The following is a 24,778-nucleotide window of genomic DNA, read 5'->3' as shown; positions in this document are numbered from 1 at the left end:
CTTTTGTTACTTTACTTTTAATCAATCATCTTCTAACTAAGGAAAAGAAAATTAGGAGCTGATTGTTGATGATATATAAAGACTCACTCGAGGGAATTTCTTCGGAAATGCTAACGGGCTTTTTTGTGGATTGGCCGCACCCGCCAAATCAAGAAACGCACTTAAAGCTATTAAAGAACAGCAGTAAAGTAATCCTGGCAATTGATAACGATACAAAACAAGTTGTTGGATTTATTACGGCAATTAGTGATGGTATTCTATCTGCGTATATACCGTTCCTTGAAGTGTTACCAGCATACAAAATGAAAGGAATTGGCAAGGAATTAGTAAAACGGATATTAAATGAGCTTGATGACATCTATATGATTGATTTATGTTGTGATGATGACTTGATTCCTTATTATCATTCTCTAGGAATGACGAAAACGAATGGGATGGTTATAAGGAATTATAATAGACAATCTGGAAGTTAATAGACGCTTAAAACGCTTGGGGATTTTTTCTGAGCGTTTTTGAATCGGAGGGAAGTATGTTATTTGAAAAAGATAGGGTATGTGTTCGGAAATTAGAAGATAAAGATAGGTATGTATTGGTTAAATGGCTGTCCAATCCAGAAGTTTTGGAATTTTACGAAGGAAGAGATAACCCATTTGATATGGAAAAGGTCGATAAAGCGTTTTATGATGCTGAAAATAAGGACGAAGGATGTATCGTAGAATTTGAAGGGAAGCCAATCGGGTATATCCAATACTACCAAGTAGATAATGAAACGAAAGATGAATACGGATACATGGATGAAAAGGTCTATGGGATGGATCAATTCATCGGTGAGCCAACATACTGGAATAAAGGAATAGGTCAAATTCTGGTTACGGCTATGGTCGAATATTTACTAAAAGAAAAACAGGCAGAGGCAGTAGTAATGGATCCCCAAGCATGGAATAAACGAGCCATACACTGCTATGAGAAATGCGGCTTTAAAAAAATTAAAACCCTGCCTAGCCATGAATATCATGAAGGAAAGTATCGAGATTGCTGGTTAATTGAATATAAGAAATGACAAAGAATGATACCCGTTGGGGTATTTTGTGATTCCAGACGGGATTATGCTGTCTCTAGACGGGAATACGTTCTCTTCAGACGGGATTATGCGCATGCTAGACGGGATTATGGCAAGGCATCATCGGAGAAGGGCAAGGACGTAGTCGTAATATAGGTTTCGTTATGATACTAATCAGTTTTAATCAAACCAATGTAGTTCGATTGAGGTCTAAAAAGGACATTGTTCTCAGCTTGCTCAATTACATGTGCGCTCCAGCCAACGATTCGGCTGGCGGTAAAAGTAGGGGTAAATAAGGCAGGCTCCATCTGAATTGCTTTCATGATGGCTGCTGCATAAAATTCTACATTCGTATAGAGTGCCCGGCCTGGTTTGAATTCCTGTAAAAGACGGACAGCAGCTTCTTCAACCTTGATAGAGAGATCAAACCAAGGGTCCTCTCCGTTAAGCTCCATCAGTTTCGACTTTAATGAAACGGAGCGTGGATCATGTGTTTTATACACCCGATGACCAAATCCCATCAATTTTTCACCTTTAGATAATTTGGCACGAATGACTGTTTCAACATCGCCTGCAGTAGATATTTCATTTAACAAATCAATGACTTCAGAGGGGGCGCCTCCATGAAGAGGACCTTTCATGGTTCCAATCGCTGAAGTAATGGCTGATACTAATTCTGATTCTGTTGAAGCAGTAACCCTAGCTGAAAACGTTGAGGCGTTCATCCCATGTTCCATGGTCAGAATCATATAGGTTTCTAATGCCTCAATATGTGCTTCGACAGGATTATTACCATTTAACATATAAAGATAGTTTTCTAAATGACTTCCGTTGTTCAAAGGATGAATGAGTGTTTTTCCTTCTAGAAATCTTTTCCGAAAAGCAATAATGGTTGGAATCATAGCGGTTAATTTAATTGCTTGTGAGACGGACGGTTTCCATCCATAGCTAGAGTTTCCTTCTGCCGATACAGCTGTTCTAATGACACTCATCAAGTCCATATCTTTAGGGAGCTGGCAAATTAGCTTTTCGATATGGGCAGGAAGAATACGATGCAGGACAAGGGCTGCCTTTAATTCACCAAGTTGTTCAATGGTGGGGAATTCACCATACCATAACAGATAGGCAGTCTCTTCAAATGAATGAGATTTCGTAATGTCCAAAATATCATATCCTCGGTAATACAACTTTCCCTTTTCCCCATCGATTTCACTGATTAATGTTTCAACAGCAACGACCCCTTTTAATCCTGGTTGCAGCATATACATATCCCCTTTCCTTTTATATTTATATTTTATAAAATAAAGATAATTAGGAATAGTAATTGTTTTTAATCAATTCAATTAAAAAAATAAAAGACTAAGGAGGCGGTTATGGAATTTTCTTGGTTAACCACTTTTATTACGGCTGCTCAATGTGGGAATTTTAGACAGACTGCGGAGCTTCTATATATCTCTCAACCGTCTGTAACCGTCCATATCAAACAATTAGAAAATGAACTAGGTGTGCAGTTATTTTTGCGTGAAGGTAGAACGATGAAACTGACGGAAGACGGAAGACGGTATCTTGTTCATGCGAAAAAGCTGTTTGAAGTCTATCAATCTGGTTTAGAGGATTTAGAGTCTTTCCGACAGGGGTATACCACTACATTATCACTAGCCATTTCCCCGTTGATAGCGGACACCATCCTTCCCTATATGCTTAAAACATATCTAAAAAAGCATCCACAAGTAGAATTTTCATTGAAAATTATTGAATCAAAAGAAATTGAAGAAGCCGTGTTGAAGGAAGATGTAGATATCGGTTTGTCATGTATAAAAGGAACACAACGAGACGTCATCAGCGAACTTCTCTATCAAGATGAAGTCATTTTAATTACTTCCCATGATGGATTGGACTCAGAGTTTGCACCTCCCTTAGATGAAGAAGCGGTTTTACTATCGAATTATCTATTTACACATAATCACCCTGTATACTGGGACAGTTTGTGCAGAACCATTAAAAGTCATTATCCTTCAGTAAGAATGATGGCGGTTTCACAAGTCCATATTACTAAACGTTTTATTGCTGAAGGATTAGGCGTCTCCTATTTACCAATATCAACAGTAAGGAGAGAATTGCTTGAAGGCAGACTGCTCGAGGTTCCTAGCCAATTCATCAAACGACCAGCAGCGAATACCTATGCAGTTATGAAATATAAACATACCAAACAACAAGAATTTTTGGCATTTATCGCGAATTACCGAATTTGACAGAACTTTTGAGAAAGCAGGTGCATAACATGTTTTCGTTTCGAGTAGATGATGAGCTGAAAATCGAACTGATCCAACAGCAGCATAAGGAGGAATTATTTCGGTTAGTTGATACGAATAGAGAGCATCTGCGTAAGTGGCTGCTATGGGTGGATAAAAGGCAGACGGCGGAGAATTTCGATACCATTATTCCACTATGGATTTCCAAGTATGCGAATAATGACGGGTTTGATGCCGGAATACGATACAAGGAACGATTAGTCGGTATGATTGGTTTGCATCATATAGATTGGCAAAATAAAGCAACGAGTATTGGGTATTTTTTATCGGAAGAAGCGCAAGGAAAGGGAATCATTACGAAATGTGTCAGGGCGTTGATCACCTATTTATTTGATGAGTTAGATTTGCATCGGATCGAAATTCAATGTGCAGAAACGAATCATAGAAGCAGGACCATTCCGATAAAATTAGGTTTTTTTGAAGAAGGGATAAAGAGAGATGGTCAATGGCTGTACGACCATTATGAAAACTTGATAACTTATCGTTTATTAAAATCGAAAGACTGTACGAAATAAGAAAGGGAAGTCCCGAGGACACCTTTCTTTTTTTGTCATTAAGACCATATAAACCGGGGATGTAAACGGTTTCTTACTGTTCTTAATATTCTGAATAATCAATAATTTATCTTGTTTTCAACAAATGTATTTAGTATAATCATTCACAATGATAGATAAAGAGAGTTCATTTTAGTTAAAAGTAACCTGTCTCAAATTTATCATAAAATAATTTTATAGTAGGGAGAGTGGCCAGAATGCTCCAAACATGGCATAACGAATTAGAGATTCTTTATCCCCAGCTTGTTAAATGGAGACGTCACTTACATCAAAATCCTGAGCTTTCCTTTCAGGAAGTGAAAACACCTGCTATGATCGCCGAAGTCCTTGAGAATCTTGGAATTGAGGTGAGAAAAGGTGTAGGCGGCAGGGGAGTAGTTGGTGTAATCAGAGGTGGAAGGCCTGGCAAGACGATTGCTTTACGTGCCGATTTCGATGCTCTCCCGATTGATGATTTAAAGAATGTTCCTTATAAGTCACAAGTGCCAGGCGTTATGCACGCCTGCGGCCATGATGGTCATACGGCGACTCTTCTTGGTGTAGCTCATGTCCTTAATCAAAACCGGAGTAATCTTGCTGGTAATGTTGTTTTACTGCATCAACATGCAGAGGAACAAGCTCCAGGTGGTGCTGTTTCGATGATTGAGGATGGATGTCTAGAGGAAGTCGATGTTGTATTTGGCACCCATCTCACAACAAGTGCACCAACAGGGACTTATCTTTATAAAGAAGGGTTAATAATGGCAGCTTCAGACCAATTCAATTTAACTGTGCAAGGCAAGGGCGGACATAGTTCAACACCTCATGAAACCATTGATGCAATCACGGTTACCACACAAATCATCCACCATTGGCAATACATCATCAGCAGGAAAGTAGACCCTCAAAAACCAAGCGTTCTGTCAGTAGGTTCTTTCCATGCAGGACTAGCCCCAAATGTAATTGCAGATACCGCAGAGATTTCAGGATCCGTAAGGACGTATGATGCAGACGTAAGAGATCAGATTGAACGAGAAATAAGGAAAGCTGTTCATGCAATTTGTGATGATGCTGGAGCAACTTATACGCTCGAGTATAAGCGCGGTTATCCATCGGTTAACAACCATCCAAAGGAAACCAAGCTCTTTGTTCAAGCAATGGAGCAAGCAGGGTTTTCGGATCGACTCTCCGAGATGACCCCATTAATGGGCGGAGAGGATTTCGCTTATTACTTGGAGCAGAAGCCAGGAACGTTCTTCTTTACTGGAGCACGAAATGAAGAAGTTGGTGCAGATATGCCTCATCATCATCCGCTGTTTGATTTTGATGAGACGGCGATGCTTGATGCTGGAAAAGCATTCTTAACGCTCATCCATCATTATGCAGTAGAAACAGCCGAGCAAAAAGCGGCAGAGCCAATTAGTTAAAAAAGGAATTTAAAGGAGGGGTCTTTTTGACGCAAAGTCTGCTGAAGGTAGAACATTTACAAACCGCCTTTAGAACGGGAAAAGGCGAGGTCGTATCAGTTGAAGATGTTTCATTTCAGCTGAATGCTGGACAAACCATTGGCATCGTCGGAGAATCCGGCTGCGGAAAAAGCGTTACCTCTCTTTCCATCATGAGGCTGCTCGGTCAAACTGGCTATATCAAAAAAGGAACAATTTCGTTGAATGGAAAAGACCTGACGAGTTTGACCGAAGCGGAATTGAGGGATGTACGAGGCAATGAAGCCGCGATGATCTTTCAAGAGCCAATGACATCACTAAATCCTGTTTTTACAATTGGAAATCAAATGATTGAAATGATTCAGCTTCACATGAAGCTTTCAAAAAAAGAAGCGAAGCAATATGCCGTAAAAATGCTGCAAAAGGTCGGGATTCCAAGAGCAGAAGATGTCATTAATGAATACCCTCACAAACTTTCAGGTGGAATGAGGCAAAGAGTTATGATTGCTATGGCACTCTCCTGTAAGCCAAAGCTGCTAATTGCAGATGAACCAACCACGGCTTTGGATGTTACCATACAGGCACAAATTCTTGAACTGATGAAAACGCTGCGTGATGAATCAAATACAGCAATCATGATTATTTCTCATGATTTAGGAGTAATTGCTGAAATGGCGGATACAGTTCTGGTGATGTATGCCGGAGAGGTAGTAGAGGAAGCGGACGTCTTTACACTATTTGACGAACCTAAACATCCCTATACGCTGGGCCTAATGCAATCCATACCTCACCTTGAAACAGAATCAGAAGAAAGGCTTGCCTCGATACCAGGAACTGTACCTACCCTGCAAAACATGCCGAGTGGATGTCGTTTTCATACTCGTTGTCCGTATGTAATGGATCAGTGCTTAAAAGAAAAACCAAAACTACAGGGACTAGATGAAAAAATGGGTCATCAGGTCCGCTGCTGGCTTTATGAAGAAGAACAAAAAAGTGAAAACCGAGAGGAGGCGGTTTTATGAATGAGACATCTATACTGGTGAATAATCATAATTCTTTTCAGGAACCGCAGCCTATTCTTCGAGTAGAAGGATTGAAGAAGCATTTTCCGATAAAAAAAGGAATTATTTCTAAAACAGTAGGATCAGTAAAGGCTGTTGATGGTCTAGACTTTTCGGTTTATCCTGGTGAAACATTGGCACTCGTTGGTGAATCAGGGTGTGGTAAATCAACGACTGGCCGTGCCATCGTTCAGCTTGATAAACAGACTGAAGGAACAGTGTATTTTGAAGGAGAAAATCTATCAAACTTATCAAATGCAGCGCTAAGAAAAACAAGAACGCAAATGCAAATCATTTTTCAAGATCCATTTTCGTCGTTAAATCCGAGAATGCGTATCGGAGATCTATTAGCTGAACCGCTTTTGACCCATCGAAACATCAGTCGTAAAGAAGCCGTAGAAAAAGTAGATGATATATTGAAAATTGTCGGTCTGACACCAACACATAAATCACGATATCCCCATGAATTTTCTGGTGGTCAGCGCCAAAGAATCGGTATAGCCCGCGCGATCATATTGAATCCCAAACTAATTGTCTGTGATGAACCTGTCTCGGCGCTTGATGTATCCATACAAGCGCAAATCTTAAACTTACTTAAGGATCTTCAAAAAGAATTTCAATTAACGTATATCTTCATCGGCCATGGACTTGGAGCCGTTAAGTACATTAGTGATCGTATTGCGGTCATGTACCTTGGGAGAATCGTTGAACTAGGAACAACAGAAGAAATCTTTAAGAGTCCAAGACACCCGTATACACAAATCTTATTAAATGCCTATCCAATTCCTAATCCGCATCTGCGGGGACGGAAACGAATCGTCGTGAAAGGGGATGTCCCAAGCCCGGCTAATCCGCCAAGTGGCTGCAGTTTTCATACTCGATGCCCATACGCCCAAGAAATTTGTGAACAAATATCTCCCGTACTAACGGAAGAAAAGCGTTCCGTAGCCTGTCATTTCCCACTTGCCTAGAATGGATAAAGAATGTCATCGATCAAAAAGGGAGGACAATGATGTTTCAATATATGGTACGTAGAATCCTAATTGCCATTCCAGTCTTATTCGGTGTTACAATCTTCAGTTTTCTTATTGTAAACCTAGCACCTGGAAATCCAGTCGATATGCAAGTTAATCCTTATGCGACAGAAGCTGACATCCAAACTAAGAAAGAAGCATTGGGGTTAAATGATCCAATTCATATTCAGTATGTACACTGGCTCGTGAATTTGGCAAAAGGAGACTTTGGCTATTCCTTCAGCACCTATGAACCGGTTTTAACGATGATCGTGGATCGGATTGGACCGACTTTATTGTTGATGGGGACAGCACTAGTACTTGCCTATATCATCGCCATTCCAATTGGCATTCTCAGTGCAACGAAGCAATATTCTTGGATGGATTATTTTACTACATCATTTTCCTTTATAGGTATCTCGATACCTAACTTTTTCCTAGGGTTGGGGCTTATCTATATATTTGCGATTACTTTTCAAATATTCCCGACTGGAGGAATGAATACACTCGGCAATGAGGGTGGATTGATGGATACAATCGCCCATTTGATTTTGCCGGCAATTGTACTGGCAACGGGTATTGCAGGAAATATGGTGCGCTATGTCCGCTCAAGTATGCTTGAAATACTGGGACAGGATTATTTGAGAACGGCAAGATCAAAGGGACTAAAAGAGTTTTTTGTGGTAAATAAGCATGCTCTCAAAAATGCGTTGATTCCGATTATTACAGTCATAGGTGTAGATATACCAATGTTAATCGGCGGCGCGGTTGTCACTGAACAAATTTTTCAATGGCCTGGTCTTGGTCAGCTGACGATCCAGTCGATTGGTTCTCGAGATTATCCGACCTTAATGGCGATTAATTTAATGGCTGCTATTGCCGTACTGCTTTCCAATTTGATTGCGGATATGTTGTATTCTGTGGCGGATCCTCGTATTAAATACAATTAATGGAAAGGAGAGGGCGTAATGTCTATGGCAAGTACAAAGCTTGGAAATAAAAAGCCCTTACCTGAAATCCCTCTAAACATCATTGAAGATCTCGGCAAGGAAGAAAGTTATCTATCGCTGATTACCAAACGTTTTATTAAACATAAGCTTGCAGTTTTAGGATTAATCGTGTTTGTTCTCATTGCATTTATGGCGATTTTTGCTCCTTGGATTGCTCCTAGCAGTCCGACTCGAATAACCGGTGACTTCGCCGCAAGTCCATCTTCTGCGCACCTTCTTGGTACAGACCAAGTCGGACGGGATCTTTTAAGCAGACTTATTTATGGCTCAAGAGTCTCATTATCCGTTGGAATAGGGGCAGTGGCTATCTATGTAACCATTGGCACGATACTGGGTGCCTTGGCCGGATACTTTGGAAAATGGATAGACATGCTGATTATGAGAGTCACTGATGTATTCATGTCATTTCCTTATTTAATGGTCATACTTGTCCTCGTCAGCATTATGGGTCCGTCATTAACCAACATCATTTTAGTAATTGGTTTACTTGGCTGGCCGGCTGTGGCTCGAATTGTTAGAGGAAGCGTTCTTTCAATAAAAGAAATGGATTATGTCATGGCAGGTGTGGCATTAGGCTATTCAACCCCTAAAATTATCTTTCGGCATATCCTGCCGAACTGTCTGGCACCGATTCTTGTAAACGCAACGTTCGGTATTGCCTCGGCAATTATATTAGAAGCTTCCCTAAGCTTTTTAGGTCTTGGCGTCCAACCACCAACAGCCAGTTGGGGAAATATTTTAACAGAGGCTCAATCACTCTCTGTTCTAGCGAATCAGCCATGGTTATGGGTACCGCCCGGCATGTTAATTTTACTGGCAGTTCTTGCAATTAATTTTATGGGTGACGGCCTTAGAGATGCAATGGATCCGAGAAGTATAAAATAAACTAGAGAAATTGGGGGAAATCAAATGAGGAAACTAACGAAAATCACAGGTATGCTGTTCCTTGCAACCATGATCTTTTTGACCGGATGTAGTAAGGACAGCGGTGAAAAGGCGTCAACATCAGGTGAAAAGGGTAAAACAATGTTTCTTGGAATGGTAAATCCGCCAATTTTATTTAATCCAATCAACTCATCGGATGTGGCTTCACAATTCACAGAAAAATTCATGTTTGATTCCTTTTTGGAGATGACTGGTCCACAGGAATTCGCTCCAAAGCTTGCGGAATCATTTGAGACGACTGACAATCAAACCTATACGATTACGTTGAATAAAGAGGCGAAATGGTCTGATGGTAAACCGGTCACAGCCGATGACGTTGCCTTCACTTTTAACCTAGTGGCTAATCCTGTTGTTGAAACGGTAGTGGGTGGATATATTTCCATGTTTGAAGGGTTAGATACAAATGGAAAGCTTGAGGGGGGAGCAAAAGAAATTCCATCTGTGAAAATTATTGATGAAAAGAAAATTGAATTTAAAACAAAAACGCCTGTTGACCCAAATATGATTAAAGAACAGCTTGGAACAAAATTTATGATTCTTCCGAAGCATGCCCTTGAGAAAATTGATCCGGCAAAGTTGTCTCAGGATCCATTTATGCAAAATCCAACAGTTACAAACGGTGCATACCAATTTGTTCAATATAAGAAAGATCAATATGTCGAATTTAAACAAAATCCGAATTATTATTTAGGGAATGTTGAACTTAGTAAGTTATTCATTAAAGTAATGCCTGCTGCTAATCTAGTCGCTCAGCTTCAAACGGGTGAATTGCACATGAATGTGGCAGGAGGCATTGGGAAAATCGTACCGACCGATTATGAAACGGTTGAAAAAATTGAAACTGTGAAAACAAAGACGGAAAATACGTTTGGTTTCCAATCGATGATGTTTAATACCGAGACCATCAAAGATCCGAAAATCAGAAAGGCGTTTGCTCAAGCTGTCGATCGACAACAAATCGTTGATAAATTGCTTAAAGGGTACGGCGAGGTGATTGATGGACCGTATACAACCATCAATCCATACTTGAATAAGGATATCAAAACGATTGCTTATGATCCGTCAGCAGCGAAAAAAGCGCTTGAGGAAGCAGGGTGGGATTTCGAAAAGGAACTTAATTTCATTGTACCAACAGGAAATAAAGTACGTGAACAAGCTGCTGATATCATTACACAGAACCTAAAAGATGCAGGTGTAAAAGTTAAAATGTCCACCTTTGATTTCCCGACTTTGATGGCAAAGGGAAAGGCGGGAGAATTTGATGCCTTGCTTATGGGCTTCACATTTACCCTGGATCCTGATGTATCTTCCTTATATACGAAAACAGGAGCTTATAATTTTATGAGTTACGATAATCCTAAAAGTGATGAACTGTTGAATAAAGGGAAATCCGAGGCGGATCCTGAGAAGCGAAAAGAATTATATGATGAAGTCCAAGAGATATGGGAAGAAGATATGCCGATTATCACGCTGTTCTCTGATTTTGATTTTTCTGCCGTTTCCAAGCAAGTAACCAATGGAGAGCCTAAAGTGTTTGGCTTCCATCATGAAACGTTTAAATGGAATTTAGAAGGAGCTAACTAAGAATAATGGAAGAAGTGTATGATAGATACACTCAGGCTGTCGAGAAACTGCGACAGTCTTTTTCTAGGAGCTGTTTTTAAAATCCGAACGCAAAAAAGTAGATAGTGAGATTTGGATGAGCCCAGACTGATAAACAAAAGAGTTAGACCGATACAAGCATCAATTAGACTGATAAAAATTGGATAGACCGATACAACCTCATGTTAGACCGATATACGAGTCCGGGAGACTGATAAATAGTCTTTTTTAGCTGAACAGATAGGTGTATGGTACTATTAAGTTAATTCGATAACTATATAGGTTATTAACGTTCTAGGAGGAAAAAATGAACCAAAAAATATTACCTGCTTTTACAAATATGAAAGATTTTGAAAAGTTTTTAGACAGCTCTTATGAAATTGGTGTTTTCTTGGATTTACATATTTCACAGATGAAAAATGTTAAACGGATGACGGAAAGCAGCGGGAAAAAGATCATATATCATGTCGATTTAATTCAAGGAATAAAGAATGATGAATATGCTACAGAGTATATTTGTCAGGAATATCGACCGTATGGATTGATTTCAACAAAGGCAAGTGTCATCTTAAAAGCAAAACAAAAAGGTGTGCTGGCGATTCAGCGGATGTTTTTGATTGATTCACATGCAGTTGAAAAGACATACAAACTTGTGGAAAGAACGAGACCAGATTATATAGAGGTACTTCCTGGCGCTATGCCATGGATGATCAAAGAAGTGAAAGAACGATTAAATACGCCTATTTTGGCCGGCGGGTTAATCCGAACATCTGATGAGGTAAATAATGCCCTGCAGGCAGGAGCATCTGGGATTACAACGTCTAAACAAGAATTATGGAGATTTTTTGAAGAATAAGGTTTTTTAAAAAAAGAAGTTTAATCGAAGGAATGTGTCTTTTTCTTGACAGCGTTTTCATAGACTTGTATAATTCAAAATAAGTTAATGAATTGTGACGGAGATAAGGAGATTCACACAGTGCTGCCTCTATATAGAGGATTATTCTGTGTGAATCTTTTTTGTCTCTCTCATGATGTTAGTAGAAATAGAACTCATATTTAAGGGGAGTGTTGACCATGACTCCATTTTGGGGCGAGGTAATAGGTACGATGATTCTAATAGTTTTTGGTGCCGGGGTAGGCGCTGGTACATCGCTGACGAAATCGTTCGCGAAAGATTCAGGATGGATTGTTATTACCATTGGATGGGGACTTGCAGTAACATTAGGGGTATTTGCAGTTGGATCCATCAGTGATGCTCATTTAAACCCAGCTGTTACAATTGGAATGGCACTTAACGGATCGTTTGCGTGGGGTGATGTACCCGGTTACATTCTTGCTCAAATGATAGGAGCAATCATCGGAGCAGCACTTGTGTTCTTGCAGTATCTTCCGCATTGGAAAGCTACAAATGATCCAGGAACAAAGCTTGGCGTCTTCGCAACAAGCCCGGCTATACCGCACACATTTTCGAATTTATTAAGTGAAATGCTTGGTACATTTATGCTGGTTCTAGGATTATTGTATATTGGTGCGAATGAATTTACTCAAGGATTAAATCCATTTGCAGTAGGGTTATTAATTATCGCAATCGGGATATCTCTTGGCGGAACTACTGGATATGCCATTAATCCTGCGCGTGACCTTGGTCCTCGGATTGCTCACTTCTTATTACCGATTCCCGGCAAAGGTCCATCGAACTGGGGATATGCTTGGATTCCGGTAGTCGGACCGATTTTAGGCGGTTCATTAGGGGCTGTATTCTATAAATATATGTTTAGTGGAACCCTTGGGACATCATTTTGGGTAGTGCTAGGTGCGAATATAGTTATATTAGGCCTAGCGTACGTTCTTGGGGAAAAGAAACAAAGCGAAATGGATAGTTCAAAAATCGCAGTCTAAGTAAAATACGAGTAGAGAAAAGGGGAAAGCAAATGGAGACGTATATTTTATCACTGGATCAAGGAACAACGAGTTCACGGGCTATTCTTTTTAATAAAAAAGGGGAAATCGTTCATACTGCACAACGTGAGTTTACTCAATACTTTCCGAAGCCAGGCTGGGTAGAGCATAATGCAAATGAAATTTGGGGATCTGTTTTAGCTGTTATTGCTGAGCTTCTATCATCATCTACGGTTAAACCAGAACAAATTGCCGGAATTGGTATTACAAATCAACGGGAAACAGCAGTGGTTTGGGATAAAGAAACAGGGAATCCGGTTTATAATGCTATTGTGTGGCAATCTAGACAAACGAGCGGAATTTGTGACGAATTAAAAGAAAAAGGACATAGCGATACCATAAGAGACAAAACAGGTTTACTAATCGATGCTTATTTTTCCGGCACAAAGGTAAAATGGATTCTTGATAATGTTGAAGGCGCTAGAGAAAAAGCGGATCAAGGGAAACTTCTATTTGGGACAATTGATACGTGGTTAATCTGGAAAATGTCCGGCGGCAAGGCGCATGTGACGGATTATTCTAATGCATCCCGAACGCTGATGTATAATATCCATGAATTAAAATGGGATGATGAACTTCTAGAAATTCTAACTGTACCTAAATCAATGCTTCCTGAAGTTCGTCCATCTTCGGAAATCTATGCACACACCGTATCGTATCATTTCTTTGGTAAAGAAATTCCAATTGCCGGCGCAGCAGGGGATCAGCAGGCAGCTCTGTTTGGCCAAGCGTGCTTTACAGAAGGAATGGCAAAGAACACGTATGGTACAGGGTGCTTCATGCTGATGAATACGGGTGAAAAAGCGATCCGTTCTGAAAATGGTCTATTAACGACATTGGCTTGGGGAATAGACGGGAAGGTAGAGTATGCGCTTGAAGGTAGTATATTCGTTGCTGGTTCAGCTGTCCAATGGCTTCGAGATGGAATGAGAATGGTTAAATCAGCTGCGGATAGTCAAAGTTATGCGGACCGAGTTGATACAACAGATGGTGTATATGTGGTACCTGCTTTTGTCGGTCTTGGAACTCCTTATTGGGACAGTGATGTACGTGGGTCTGTATTTGGATTAACCCGTGGTACAACAAAAGAACATTTTATCCGTGCAACGTTAGAATCAATAGCTTATCAAGCAAAAGATGTGTTATCTGCTATGGAAGCAGACTCAGGAATTAAACTAAAGACTTTACGCGTTGACGGCGGGGCTGTTAAAAATGATTTTCTCATGCAGTTCCAAGGTGATATCTTAAACGTGCCTGTAGAAAGACCTGTTATTAATGAAACAACTGCACTAGGTGCAGCTTACTTAGCAGGACTAGCAGTAGGTTATTGGGAAAGCCGGGAAGACATTGCTTCACAATGGGCGATCGAACGTTCTTACGAGCCAAAAATGGAAGAAGAACAACGAGAAACCCTTTATAAAGGATGGAAAAAAGCTGTTCATGCTGCTATGGCTTTTAAATAATTTTTTATTCTCGAGGCTGAGGATTTTTATTTATCAGCGGTTTCTGGTATACTAAACTTAAGTTAATAAAGTCGGTAGGAGACATGGAGAGACCACGAAACACATTATCATATTGATAATGTTGATTTGTGGTCTCTTTTATTGATTTCTGCCAAAATGGAGGGGAAAATATAATGAACTTTTCAAATAAAAATCGTAATGAAATCATAACTTCTGTAAAGAAAGATAAATTGGACCTATTGGTAATTGGCGGAGGAATCACAGGAGCAGGTATTACCCTGGATGCTACAGTCAGAGGAATGAAGACGGCAGTAGTGGAAATGCAGGATTTCGCAGCTGGAACATCCAGCCGTTCAACAAAGCTCGTTCACGGCGGTTTACGTTATCTAAAACAATTCGAAATTAAAATGGTTGCTGAAGTAGGGAAAGAACGTGAAATCGTCTATGAAAATGGACCTCATGTTACCACGCCTCAATGGATGTTATTACCTTTCCATAAAGGTGGAACCTTTGGTAGTTTCAGTACAAATATCGGGTTGAGAGTATACGATTTCCTTGCGGGTGTTAAAAAAAGTGAACGTAGAAAAATGTTATCTCAACAAGAAACGTTGAATAAAGAACCTTTAGTGAAGAACGAAAATCTTCAAGGCGGAGGGTATTATGTTGAATACCGTACCGATGATGCTCGTCTTACCATCGAAGTTATGAAAACAGCTGTTGAATTAGGCGCAAAAGCACTTAATTATTCAAAAGTTGAAAATCTGCTCTATGAAAATGGTAAAGTTGTAGGTGTTTTAATTAATGACCAATTAACAGGTGAGAAACATGAGATTTTTGCAGATAAAGTAGTCAATGCAACAGGTCCTTGGGTAGATGAAATCCGTGAAATTGATAATTCTAAGAAGGGTAAAGCATTGCAATTAACAAAAGGCGTGCACTTAGTTATTGATCAATCTAGATTCCCGCTGAAGCAAGCTGTTTACTTTGATACACCAGACGGCAGAATGGTATTCGCTATTCCTCGTGAAGAGAAGGTTTATGTTGGAACGACAGATACCTTCTTCGATGAAGATGCGGTTAGTCCGAATATTACAAGCAGTGACCGAGAGTATGTGCTTAAATCTATTAATTATATGTTCCCGACTGTGAAAGTTACAGAGAGTGATATTGAGTCTAGCTGGGCTGGTGTTCGTCCGTTAATTTTAGAAGATGGAAAAGATCCTTCAGAAATCTCCCGTAAAGATGAAATTTGGGAATCTGAGTCAGGATTAATCACTATTGCAGGTGGTAAATTAACTGGATACAGAAAAATGGCTGAAACGATTGTTAATTTAGTTGCCAAGAAATTTGAACAAGAAAAAAATATTAAATACACTACCTGCCAAACGAAACATCTTCCGATTTCAGGTGGTAATGTGGGCGGTTCTAAACAGTTTGACAGCTATGTTCAAAAACAGATTGAAAGAGGTCTGTCTCTATCGTTGACACAGAAAGAAGCTGAACAATTAGCTACTCGTTATGGTTCAAATGTTCCAACCATTTTTGATAATTTAGATACAATTAGAAAAAATGCAGAGCAATATGGCCTGCCAATTGTATTAATGGCTAAGCTTCAATATGCTCTTGATCACGAAATGACTGCGACTCCAGTCGACTTCTTATATAGAAGAACAGGAGCCTTGTTATTTGATATCGACACAGTGAGAAGTTATAAGGAAAAAGTCATCGACTTTATGCAAGCTTACTTCAACTGGTCTGATGAAACCAAACAAAAAATGACTTCACAACTTGAATACGAAATTAAACATGCGACTACGGCTATCGATGAACCAACCGTAAAAGCGTAAATAAAGACTTTAAAAAAGCTGTCGAGAAAATTCTCGGCAGCTTTTTTCGTTAATTCATCACCCATTTATCCTTCATAAATAAGATTCGGGCGATGATAAAGATGACGCATAGGCTGAGGAGGTTGCTGCCAATCGTAATGAAAATATGCTCGTAATGAATGACACCTAATAATAGTTCTTTAAAAAGGCTGAACAAGTTCATAATCGGTGTAGCAAAATGCCAGAAAGCTAGTTCGTTCACGCTAGTGGTTGCTAGCATCATAGAAGGAAAAATAACGACCATAAGAATGGGAGTGCTATAACTTTGAGCTTCTTTTGTTGTTTTCCCAATAATGCTGGTCATCATCAAGAGCGAAGCAATAAACATCGCGTAGATGATGGAAAGAAAAATGGCGATAAGAATGATTAAATAGACCTCATTACCAAACGAGATGCCCTTTTTAAGATTTTCCGTTAAAAAGGTAATTTCAAGGGCAACGACGATTAAGGTGATCATACCCGTTAAAGCACCAATCGTTGAAATCGTCAACCATTTAGCTGTTAAGAGTGTTGAACGGCTTACCGGTGACATCAGCAAAGCTTCCATTGTTTTCTTTTCTTTTTCACCTGAAAATAAATCAGCTGCTGCAGGACCAGCTCCTACTCCAATTGCAAGTGCTAGCATCATAGGAATCAGAAAGGCAATTAAATGGCCACCGAAATTATCCTCAGACATTTCTTTCTGCTCAACTGAAAATGGCTGGATCAGCGAAGCATCGGTTCCTTGAGCCTGTAGTCGTTCAGCGACAATCCTTTTTTCGTATTCTGTCAGGGCAGTTGCTACCAAAGACATTAAATTAGATGAGTTTTCACTAGTTGAATCACCAATCATCGTAAATGATGCTTCTTTCCCCATTTTGACCGTCTCATGAAAATTAGGATTTAACACTAGAGCGCCTTGGGCGTCACCATCTGCAAATGTTTGTTCAGGATCAGCTGATATTATAATATCTATGGCTGCATACTCCTTAAAAATAGCTGCCTCGTCGTTACTAAACGAAGAGTCTACCGCAAGTTTGTACGTTTCTCCTTCTCCACTTGATCCTATGCTTTCATAGAAAAAGACTAATCCAGACATCATCACAATCGGTAGAAGAACGGTCAGAAGTAAGGTTCTGCGGTCTCTGAAACAATCTTTCATTTCTTTTAAATAGATATTAAGAAGCATGTTCGTTCCCCCTCACAAGCTTGCTCATGAAAATATAATTTAAATCACGGCTGGCTTCTGTTTTATATAAAGCTTCTAGGTTTCCGTGAAAGACTAGCTCACCTTTATGGATCATTGCGACTGAATCACAAAGCATGGAAACTTCGTCCATGATATGACTTGAGAAGACAATCGTCTTTCCGTCTCGTTTTAATTGATGGACCAGTTGCCGAAAGACGTTGGACGAGGTGATATCAAGCCCAGTGGTTGGTTCATCAAACAAAATAATGTCTGGGTTGTGGATAATCGTACGGGCAATGGCCACCTTTTGCCGCATCCCCTTAGAAAACCCTCCTACCTTACGATCAAGATAATCTCTCATCCCGAACATTTTTGCCAGGTCGTCAATGCGTACCTTCGTTTCATGTTTACTCATGCCATATAACAGAGCGAAATATTCAAGGTTTTCCCGGGCAGTCAGTCGTTCATACAATCCCGTTTCACCGCCAAATAGAACACCGATTCTTTTTTTTACTTCATTTGGACTTTCGACCGTATCGTGTCCAGCGACTAACACCTGACCGTCGGTGGGAGATAATAGGGTAGCAATCGTCCGCAGCAGTGTTGTTTTTCCAGCGCCATTTTCCCCGAGTAAGCCAACAATTTGACCTTGTTTAACGGTGAACGATACATGCTTTAAAGCGGTAAGGAACACTTTCTTTTCTTTAAATTGTTTCGTGACACCTTTTATTTCAATCATTACTTTTCCTCCTCATTGTCTTTTGATAGCTCTATCATATAAATAATCACAAACGAAATCTGTACTTATGTCGTGAATATCCCTTTTAATGTCGTAAATAGGTCATTTTTCCATTATTTGATGGTAAAATGAAAACAACAACGGTATGTGAGGCGAAGAAGAATGAGAGTAGGACTCGTAGATGATCGGTTTATCGATCTGGATAAATTAAATGGAATTGTAGCAGGGATTCCTGAAGTAGAGGTTATTTTTTCAACTTTATCAGCAGAAGAGGCATACGAGCAGATTAAGAAACAGACCATTGATTTATTAATTGCGGATATTGAAATGCCCAATCTATCAGGCTATGAGCTGGCCGATATCATTCACTCGCATGCGCTGAATATTTCGGTCATTTTTGTGACAGGCAGCAGCGGCTATGCAGTTCATGCATTTGAATTAAATGTTCATGATTATATTATGAAACCGTATCAAAAGGACCGGCTTGTGAAGTCTGTTGAGCGCCTGTTAGAAAAATCAAGGTCGAGTGAAATGGTGGGCAGGCTGTATTTAAAACAGAAAAACGAAATACATATTGTACAGAAAAAGGATATTATTTTTATTGAACGTTCTGGGAGATCAACGACGATTTATACAAAGACGGGTCCAATTAAAACCTATCAAACGTTGAATGAATTGGAAGGGGAATTGAGGGAGCGGGATTTCCTGCGTTCACATCGATCCTTTATTATCAATATCCATCATGTGAAGAACTTTTCGCTATATGCAAAAAACTCCTACATTGTTACCTTTGAAGGGATGGAGGAACAAGCTATGATTACAAAGGAAAAAGTAGATTTTTTACAAACAAATTATTTTTAAAAAGGTGGATTTGATTTGAAATCGTCTATTCTTTATTGGGTGATGATTACTATTTTAGGAGTAGTACACCTTCATATGCTTTTTAGCAAGATACCAATCTATCTAACTTCTATTGTTGTAATAGGGTTGGTTGGTTATCTAGCTAAGACAAGACAAGTAGATGTTTCTACATTAGGAAACAGTCTCAACAGTAGTTTATTTGTTCTGCAGATACTTTTATCATTCGTTTATGTACTAGTGAATACTTACTGGTTTTTTATCTTGTTCATCGGGATAGAAGTTATCCGATGGATGATGGTGAAAAAACTCACTCCTCTGCTTCAAGAATTAAGGCAGGTCGAAGAACAGCATACTCAAATGAATGAGACCTTTCGCCGTGTAAGGAGTGAGCGGCACGATTTTCTTAAACATATATCGGCGGTGCACTTTTTGCTCGAATCTGATCAATCAAAAGAGGCAAAGCACTACCTAGATAAATTGGTGGAAGGGTATGAAGAGACGAATCTATCGATTAAAGGGGAGCGGGGTACGGTTGCAGGTGTTTTACATCAAATGTACCGGCGTGGACAAACAGCGGGAATTGATGTGGTTTATGATTTGGACATTCCGCTATCTACTTTGCCGCTGCCTGACAAAGATATAGTAATATTACTTGGCAACCTTTTGTCGAATAGCATGGATGCCTGTGAGCAATGGCAGCAGGTATATGACGAACAAGCAATGCTCTCCTTACAATTTTATAAACGAAGCGGTTTATATTTGCTTATTTGTAAGAATACGAGTCTGCCAGTTCCCGCTAATATTCTGGATGGACTGTTTAAAAGGTACGGACAGACTACAAAGGGGATAGGTCATGAAGGGCTTGGAACAAAGCTCATCGCTGATGTTGTTTCCAGCCATCACGGGTTATTAGACTATATTCATAAGGATGGAGCGTTTACTGTAAAAATTAAAATACCGGCAATCCGGTCATAAATGAGTAATGTGAAGGGTCTTCTATGAAGATCCTTTTCCTTTTTTAAACACAACCTAAATATTACTAAAAGTTTAAAGTTATTTACCGATAATAATTTGTACACGTTAAAGTTGAAAAGAAGGAGCAGGAGCCATTGGAAAAGTTAAAACGAAAAAGTAAGGAAAAGAGAAAAAAAAGGGTATCTATTCGATTGAAATGGATGTTCTTTATTAGTATTATCGTTCTGCTCGTGCTTGTAGGATCTGTCTCTTCCGTATATATCAAGGTGTCATCCATATTTGAAGAAGATACGAAAACAGCTAATATTAGCTATGCAAAAAGTGCGACAGCTCAGATTAACCTAGATTTGAAGAGTTACGAAAATTCGCTTGAGCAATTGGCTCATATTGTCACCGATCAAATAGATTCTACATCAAAAGAACGTATGTCGGACCTACTAGAATCGGTGCAAACAAATAATAAAAATCTTATTTCCGCTTATTATATGGATGGAAATGATGGCAGTTTAACGATGTATCCGCCGATTGACTTTGCCAAAGATGCGCGAGAGACCTTAACGTATAAAGCGTTAACCGAGACTCCAAAAACAAGATGGATGGACGTTTATAAGGATGAATCATCACAAAAAATGATGACATCTGTTGTGACACCAGTCCGATTAGAAGGAAAAATGGTTGGCGCATTAGGATATGACGTCGATCTTTCCACTATAGGCAAGACAAGAAAAGATATTGAAGACCATTCCAATAGTCGGTTGATCATTCTAGATTCACAAGGAATTATTGTTTCTTCCTTTATGGAGGGGATGGACGGAAAGAATATCAACCCTAAAAACAGCGGGACGGTAGAAGGTGTTGAAAATTTATTAGCAGATTCGAAACAATTTTCTTCACAGTTTGATTGGGTAACGAAGATGTATGAAGGGAAGAGTATTACTTCGCAACCGTTGAAATGGGCAGGTATAGAGTATACCGGTCAGGTCAATAGAGTGCCGGAATTGAATTGGAAAGTGTTATCGTTTACCTCTGATGAAATCGCCGCTTCTAAATTAAATGAAATTAGCCAAGCTGCCTTATATTCTGAAGTATTTGGCTTACTATTTGGCGTGTTATGTGCGCTATTCTTGGCCAATGTGTTAAGAAAAATGATTGCTAACCTACAAGGTGTGATAGGCAAAACAGCGAGTGGAGATTTAGTGACAGAATATCACTATGAAGCGAATGATGAATTTGGCGATCTATCGGTGAGTTATAATGCCATGCTAAGCAGATTGAGGGGACTCATTAAAAAAGTTAACGTAAATACACAGTCTGTTACAAAAGCAACAAATGGATTAAGTGTTATTGCTGCTGAAAGTAGTACAGCGATTTCTGAGGTTTCACGTTCAATTGAAGAAATTGCTATAGGAGCAGCCAATCAATCAGAACAAGTTGAGCAGGGTGCAAATGCCATTCGAGAACTAAGCAACGAAATGGATGAGTTAATGGAGCAATCTAATCAGACTCAATCCGTGTTACAATCCGCTTCTAGAAAGTTAGAAACGGGGAAAGAACAAGTAGATAGACTAGAAACTTCTTATCAAAAATTAGAAGCGGCTTTCAAATCTGTTACACATATGAGTACAAGTCTAGTAGAAAAATCAAAAACGATTTCAAATGTGACTCATGCCATTTCTCAAATTGCAGAGCAGACCAACCTATTATCTCTAAATGCATCCATTGAGGCTGCAAGAGCCGGGGAACATGGAAAGGGATTTGCAGTCGTAGCAAATGAAGTACGTACGCTTGCTGATGATTCCAAGAAGGCAACGATTGATATTCAAAACATTATTAATAGTGTTTTATCAGATACAGAGGACCTGTTGAAAACAACGAATGAAACCAACCAAATCAGTATGGATCAAAAGAGTGCCGTCCTTACTGTAAGAGATTCGATGGTTGAGCTCGAGACTTCCGTCATACAGATATCGCAATCTATAAATAAAGAGACAGAAACAATCAACATGCTAAATGAGCAAAAGAAAACAGTTATGACTATGATTGATGAAATAACAGCCGTATCTCAACAAACCACAGCAGCCTCAGAAGAAATTGCATCCTCGATGGAGGAACAAGCAGCATCATCTAATGAGCTAGCTCAATATACACAAAACGTAAACGAATTAATTAAGGAATTAGAACTAACGTTAAAAGAATTTATTATCAAAAAATAAGTGTAGATAAAAAGACATGGAGCTGCCATTCCATGTCTTTTTTGGAGTGATCTACGTCAAAAAAATACCATTTTATTACTTTTTATACTATAATTTTTGACAACAAGTAAGGGAGATATAAAATCAAAGACTTTTTATCTGTACTAAGTATGTGGAAATATAGAGAGGCAGGGCCAGTTAGCATGAATACATTAGGCTGGGTTGGATGCGAACATCCTTTTGTGGATGAAGTAAGTGTTGTACAGGTGAATCAGGTAACAGTGGGGCGGTTTGGCGGAAATTCGGCTGCTGGAGCATATAAAAACGAAGATGGCTGTATCGTTTGGGCGGATGTCCAACAAGAGTGGGAATTTGCAATGGTGCTTGATGCGCATTATTCAGCAGATAGTGCAGCGCTTATCGTTAATCGTTTTCAGCAAGAACAAATGAACGTGAAAACTATCCTTTCCCAGTCAAGCCCCGTTGCACTCAAACAAATAGAGGAGCACATATTAACAGTTCTTCAAAACCATGACTTTTTACAAGCGTGCCGAGAAGTGAAGGGGGAAACCGCCTGCTTATTCGTGGTAAGAAAAGAAAAATATGTTTGGTGGCTGTCAGTGGGAGACTGTATGTTGTATCTTCTGCATCCAGAACTAGCAGACTTGGGTCAATATTTACTGAATGAGCGGCAATTTTATGAATGGATTGGACAAGTGAATACCTTTGACCAGCCTGTGCCCTGTTTTACCAGAGGAACTCGGGAATTAAGAACGGGCAGCAATCAGATTTTTTTAACCACCGACGGGCTGACAGAATGTCCAGGGGAGCCTTATGCTGAATCGGAGGCAATCTATCATGCCTTAATGGAGATATCAGCTGATATAGCCGTAATTAAGATGCTCTCTACCATTCAGGAGCATCATGTGAGAGACAGTACGACGATTATTACTTGGAATGTTCACGTAGTGGAACAAGCTAGTATGCCAAGTGATTTATAAAATAGCTTAGGTAATTTCACCATTCTTGTAAACTTGTTAAGACTTATTCCGATAAAAGAATAGAATTCTTTCTACACCAGATTTCTTTTGTGAAATGGGTAAAAAATGATACAAAAGATGTGAATTTACACAAATAAATCTGGAAATTATTGAAAATTCTCATTTTTTGTAATAGAATTCTAGCAAAGCCAGAAGCAAACAGAAAGCAAAAATACAAAAAACATAATAATAGAGATAGATTCGGGATAACCTTAACAAGGGGATGGAATGTTTGCATATCGGCAAAAGATTAAAAGAAATGAGGAAAAGAAGTGAGAAATCTCAGGATCAAGTAGGTCATGGAATCATCTCCACTTCACATTTCAGCAATATTGAGGGTGGTCGATTTGTACCTTCTCAGGATATACTATACTTACTAGCAGATCGATTGGCTGTCCCGTACACTTACTTTGAAGATATACATATTGATGATCCGGACCTAGCTGTTCTGCTAAAAGAATATCAAAGAATTATTGAAGGGGGCGAGCTGGCACAGATTGAGAGCTTCTATCATGAAAATGAATCGAAGTTTGAATTTATCCCTTCCTTAAATCAAGAACTATATTTCAGCTTGCTGCGAATTCTCGATTTAATCAATGCAAACCGAATTGAGGATGCCAATCAGCTCTACAATAATAAAGTAGTTAATTATGTGGATCCAAGTCAGGTATACATGCTCAGTGCCGAAATACGCGAAAAGTACTTTTATGTAACCGGCTTAATTCATTACATTAAAAAGAACTACGAAGAAAGCATTCATAATTTTCGTAAAACAATAACATTGACTACCGATCCAAAGTTAAAAGCACGTTTAACTTTTAATATTGCGTTGTCTTTGTATTATCTTTATGAATATACAGAAGCACTAGAATACTCAATTAAAGCAAAAGACCTGTATTTGAACTTGCATGACTGGGTAAAAACGGCAGATTGCTATAATTTAATTGGTCTTCTTTACAAAGAAAAAAAAGATTTGATTAAGACTGAAGAATATCTTAATAATGGGTTTGATATTTTAGATGAAAATGAGTCCGTCAGAATGTACCCTATTTTGCTTCATAATTTAGCTCTTTTAAAAATTGAACAGAATTTAGGGAAAGAGGCTTTAGAAATTTTAGATCGTTGTATTGTAATAAAAAAGAGGCAAAATCATGAAACCCTTTTTAATTCCTATAGGGCTAAATTAGAAATATACGTGAGAAATAAAGACTTTGAATTATTGAACTCTGAAATAGAGGAAACAAAAAGTACTTGTAAAACAGATTCTGATTTCACGCATCTTTCAATACTAGAAGCTCAGTTGCATAGGTTTAATCAACAATATGAACAATATGAGCAGTTGATGAATAAAAGTATAAGTTATTTTTATGATAATGAAGATTGGAAAAATCTAAAGTCTATTAGTAAAGAATTTACTGAGTTTTATATTGAAAGAAAACAATATAAAAAAGCTTTTCAGATACAAAGTATGGATCTACATGCTACAAAAAAAATACACAAGGAGTTGTAATTAA

General features: G+C 39.0%; 22 protein-coding genes. 19 read left to right on the top strand and 3 right to left on the bottom strand.

All coding sequences use genetic code 11. The features are described from left to right. The first annotated feature begins 68 nt into the window (after window positions 1-68). Both MHI18_RS02850 and MHI18_RS02845 read left to right on the top strand, forming a co-directional pair. Window positions 69-473, top strand: a complete 405-nt coding sequence (locus MHI18_RS02850) for a GNAT family N-acetyltransferase (RefSeq protein WP_340845906.1) — start codon at window positions 69-71, stop codon at window positions 471-473. Window positions 474-529: 56 nt separating this feature from the next. Beyond that, a complete protein-coding gene (locus MHI18_RS02845; RefSeq protein WP_340845905.1) occupies window positions 530-1,060 on the top strand; it encodes a GNAT family N-acetyltransferase in 531 nt (176 codons plus the stop codon). 170 nt (window positions 1,061-1,230) lie between these two features. Here MHI18_RS02845 and MHI18_RS02840 read toward each other — a convergent pair whose 3' ends face one another. Further along, complete coding sequence (locus tag MHI18_RS02840; RefSeq protein WP_340845904.1) at window positions 1,231-2,322, bottom strand: citrate synthase/methylcitrate synthase; 1,092 nt, start codon at window positions 2,320-2,322, stop codon at window positions 1,231-1,233. A gap of 111 nt (window positions 2,323-2,433) precedes the next feature. Here MHI18_RS02840 and MHI18_RS02835 point away from each other — a divergent pair, with 111 nt between their 5' ends. From MHI18_RS02835 to MHI18_RS02780, 12 genes are all read left to right on the top strand, one after another. Then, window positions 2,434-3,312 carry a LysR family transcriptional regulator gene (locus tag MHI18_RS02835; RefSeq protein WP_340845903.1) on the top strand — a complete coding sequence of 293 codons (879 nt, stop codon included), beginning with the start codon at window positions 2,434-2,436 and terminating at the stop codon, window positions 3,310-3,312. Between the two features lie 29 nt (window positions 3,313-3,341). Next, window positions 3,342-3,887, top strand: a complete 546-nt coding sequence (locus MHI18_RS02830) for a GNAT family N-acetyltransferase (RefSeq protein WP_340845902.1) — start codon at window positions 3,342-3,344, stop codon at window positions 3,885-3,887. Between the two features lie 236 nt (window positions 3,888-4,123). Further along, window positions 4,124-5,332 (top strand): amidohydrolase, encoded by a 1,209-nt coding sequence (locus tag MHI18_RS02825; RefSeq protein ID WP_340845901.1) that lies wholly within the window; start codon window positions 4,124-4,126, stop codon window positions 5,330-5,332. Window positions 5,333-5,358: 26 nt separating this feature from the next. After that, a complete protein-coding gene (locus MHI18_RS02820; protein ID WP_340845900.1) occupies window positions 5,359-6,372 on the top strand; it encodes an ABC transporter ATP-binding protein in 1,014 nt (337 codons plus the stop codon). After that, entirely contained in the window at window positions 6,369-7,382 is a 1,014-nt protein-coding gene (locus MHI18_RS02815) for an ABC transporter ATP-binding protein (RefSeq protein WP_340845899.1), read from the top strand. The genes MHI18_RS02820 and MHI18_RS02815 overlap by 4 nt, the downstream gene beginning before the upstream one ends. A 41-nt stretch (window positions 7,383-7,423) precedes the next feature. Beyond that, window positions 7,424-8,374, top strand: a complete 951-nt coding sequence (locus MHI18_RS02810; protein ID WP_340845898.1) for an ABC transporter permease — start codon at window positions 7,424-7,426, stop codon at window positions 8,372-8,374. 24 nt (window positions 8,375-8,398) lie between these two features. After that, window positions 8,399-9,319: an oligopeptide ABC transporter permease gene (opp4C, locus tag MHI18_RS02805; RefSeq protein ID WP_445669980.1), complete on the top strand. Its 921-nt coding sequence runs from the start codon at window positions 8,399-8,401 to the stop codon at window positions 9,317-9,319. Window positions 9,320-9,343: 24 nt separating this feature from the next. Then, on the top strand, window positions 9,344-10,963 hold the full coding sequence (locus MHI18_RS02800; RefSeq protein ID WP_340845896.1) for an ABC transporter substrate-binding protein: 1,620 nt from the start codon (window positions 9,344-9,346) through the stop codon (window positions 10,961-10,963). Between the two features lie 325 nt (window positions 10,964-11,288). Further along, entirely contained in the window at window positions 11,289-11,837 is a 549-nt protein-coding gene (locus tag MHI18_RS02795) for a glycerol-3-phosphate responsive antiterminator (RefSeq protein WP_340845895.1), read from the top strand. A gap of 218 nt (window positions 11,838-12,055) precedes the next feature. After that, window positions 12,056-12,880 (top strand): MIP/aquaporin family protein, encoded by an 825-nt coding sequence (locus MHI18_RS02790; RefSeq protein ID WP_340845894.1) that lies wholly within the window; start codon window positions 12,056-12,058, stop codon window positions 12,878-12,880. A 32-nt stretch (window positions 12,881-12,912) separates the two neighbouring features. After that, the gene (glpK, locus tag MHI18_RS02785) at window positions 12,913-14,403 is read left to right on the top strand and encodes a glycerol kinase GlpK (protein WP_340845893.1); all 1,491 of its coding nucleotides are present in this window, start codon (window positions 12,913-12,915) and stop codon (window positions 14,401-14,403) included. 173 nt (window positions 14,404-14,576) lie between these two features. Further along, window positions 14,577-16,250 carry a glycerol-3-phosphate dehydrogenase/oxidase gene (locus MHI18_RS02780; protein WP_340845892.1) on the top strand — a complete coding sequence of 558 codons (1,674 nt, stop codon included), beginning with the start codon at window positions 14,577-14,579 and terminating at the stop codon, window positions 16,248-16,250. A gap of 49 nt (window positions 16,251-16,299) precedes the next feature. On the opposite strand, the gene MHI18_RS02775 is transcribed toward MHI18_RS02780, so the two are convergent. Further along, on the bottom strand, window positions 16,300-17,457 hold the full coding sequence (locus MHI18_RS02775; protein ID WP_340845891.1) for an ABC transporter permease: 1,158 nt from the start codon (window positions 17,455-17,457) through the stop codon (window positions 16,300-16,302). Then, a complete protein-coding gene (locus MHI18_RS02770) occupies window positions 17,447-18,196 on the bottom strand; it encodes an ABC transporter ATP-binding protein (RefSeq protein ID WP_340845890.1) in 750 nt (249 codons plus the stop codon). The genes MHI18_RS02775 and MHI18_RS02770 overlap by 11 nt, the downstream gene beginning before the upstream one ends. Window positions 18,197-18,358: 162 nt before the next feature. On the opposite strand from MHI18_RS02770, the gene MHI18_RS02765 reads away from it, so the two are divergent. The 5 genes from MHI18_RS02765 (at window position 18,359) to MHI18_RS02745 (ending at window position 24,774) form a co-directional block, all read left to right on the top strand. Further along, window positions 18,359-19,057, top strand: coding sequence for a LytR/AlgR family response regulator transcription factor (locus tag MHI18_RS02765; RefSeq protein ID WP_340845889.1), 699 nt, complete (start codon window positions 18,359-18,361; stop codon window positions 19,055-19,057). A gap of 15 nt (window positions 19,058-19,072) precedes the next feature. Then, on the top strand, window positions 19,073-20,032 hold the full coding sequence (locus MHI18_RS02760) for a sensor histidine kinase (RefSeq protein ID WP_340845888.1): 960 nt from the start codon (window positions 19,073-19,075) through the stop codon (window positions 20,030-20,032). A gap of 134 nt (window positions 20,033-20,166) precedes the next feature. After that, window positions 20,167-22,245 (top strand): methyl-accepting chemotaxis protein, encoded by a 2,079-nt coding sequence (locus tag MHI18_RS02755; RefSeq protein WP_340845887.1) that lies wholly within the window; start codon window positions 20,167-20,169, stop codon window positions 22,243-22,245. Window positions 22,246-22,427: 182 nt separating this feature from the next. Next, window positions 22,428-23,225, top strand: coding sequence for a protein phosphatase 2C domain-containing protein (locus tag MHI18_RS02750; RefSeq protein ID WP_340845886.1), 798 nt, complete (start codon window positions 22,428-22,430; stop codon window positions 23,223-23,225). A 271-nt stretch (window positions 23,226-23,496) separates the two neighbouring features. Further along, complete coding sequence (locus MHI18_RS02745; RefSeq protein ID WP_340845885.1) at window positions 23,497-24,774, top strand: hypothetical protein; 1,278 nt, start codon at window positions 23,497-23,499, stop codon at window positions 24,772-24,774. Window positions 24,775-24,778 lie beyond the last annotated feature (4 nt).

It is taken from the genome of Peribacillus sp. FSL H8-0477 (genome assembly GCF_038002765.1).
In the GTDB taxonomy this organism is placed as follows: Bacteria; Bacillota; Bacilli; order Bacillales; family DSM-1321; genus Peribacillus.
The sequence above is the reverse complement of the archived record's forward strand: the minus strand, read 5'-3'. Positions and strand labels throughout refer to the sequence as shown.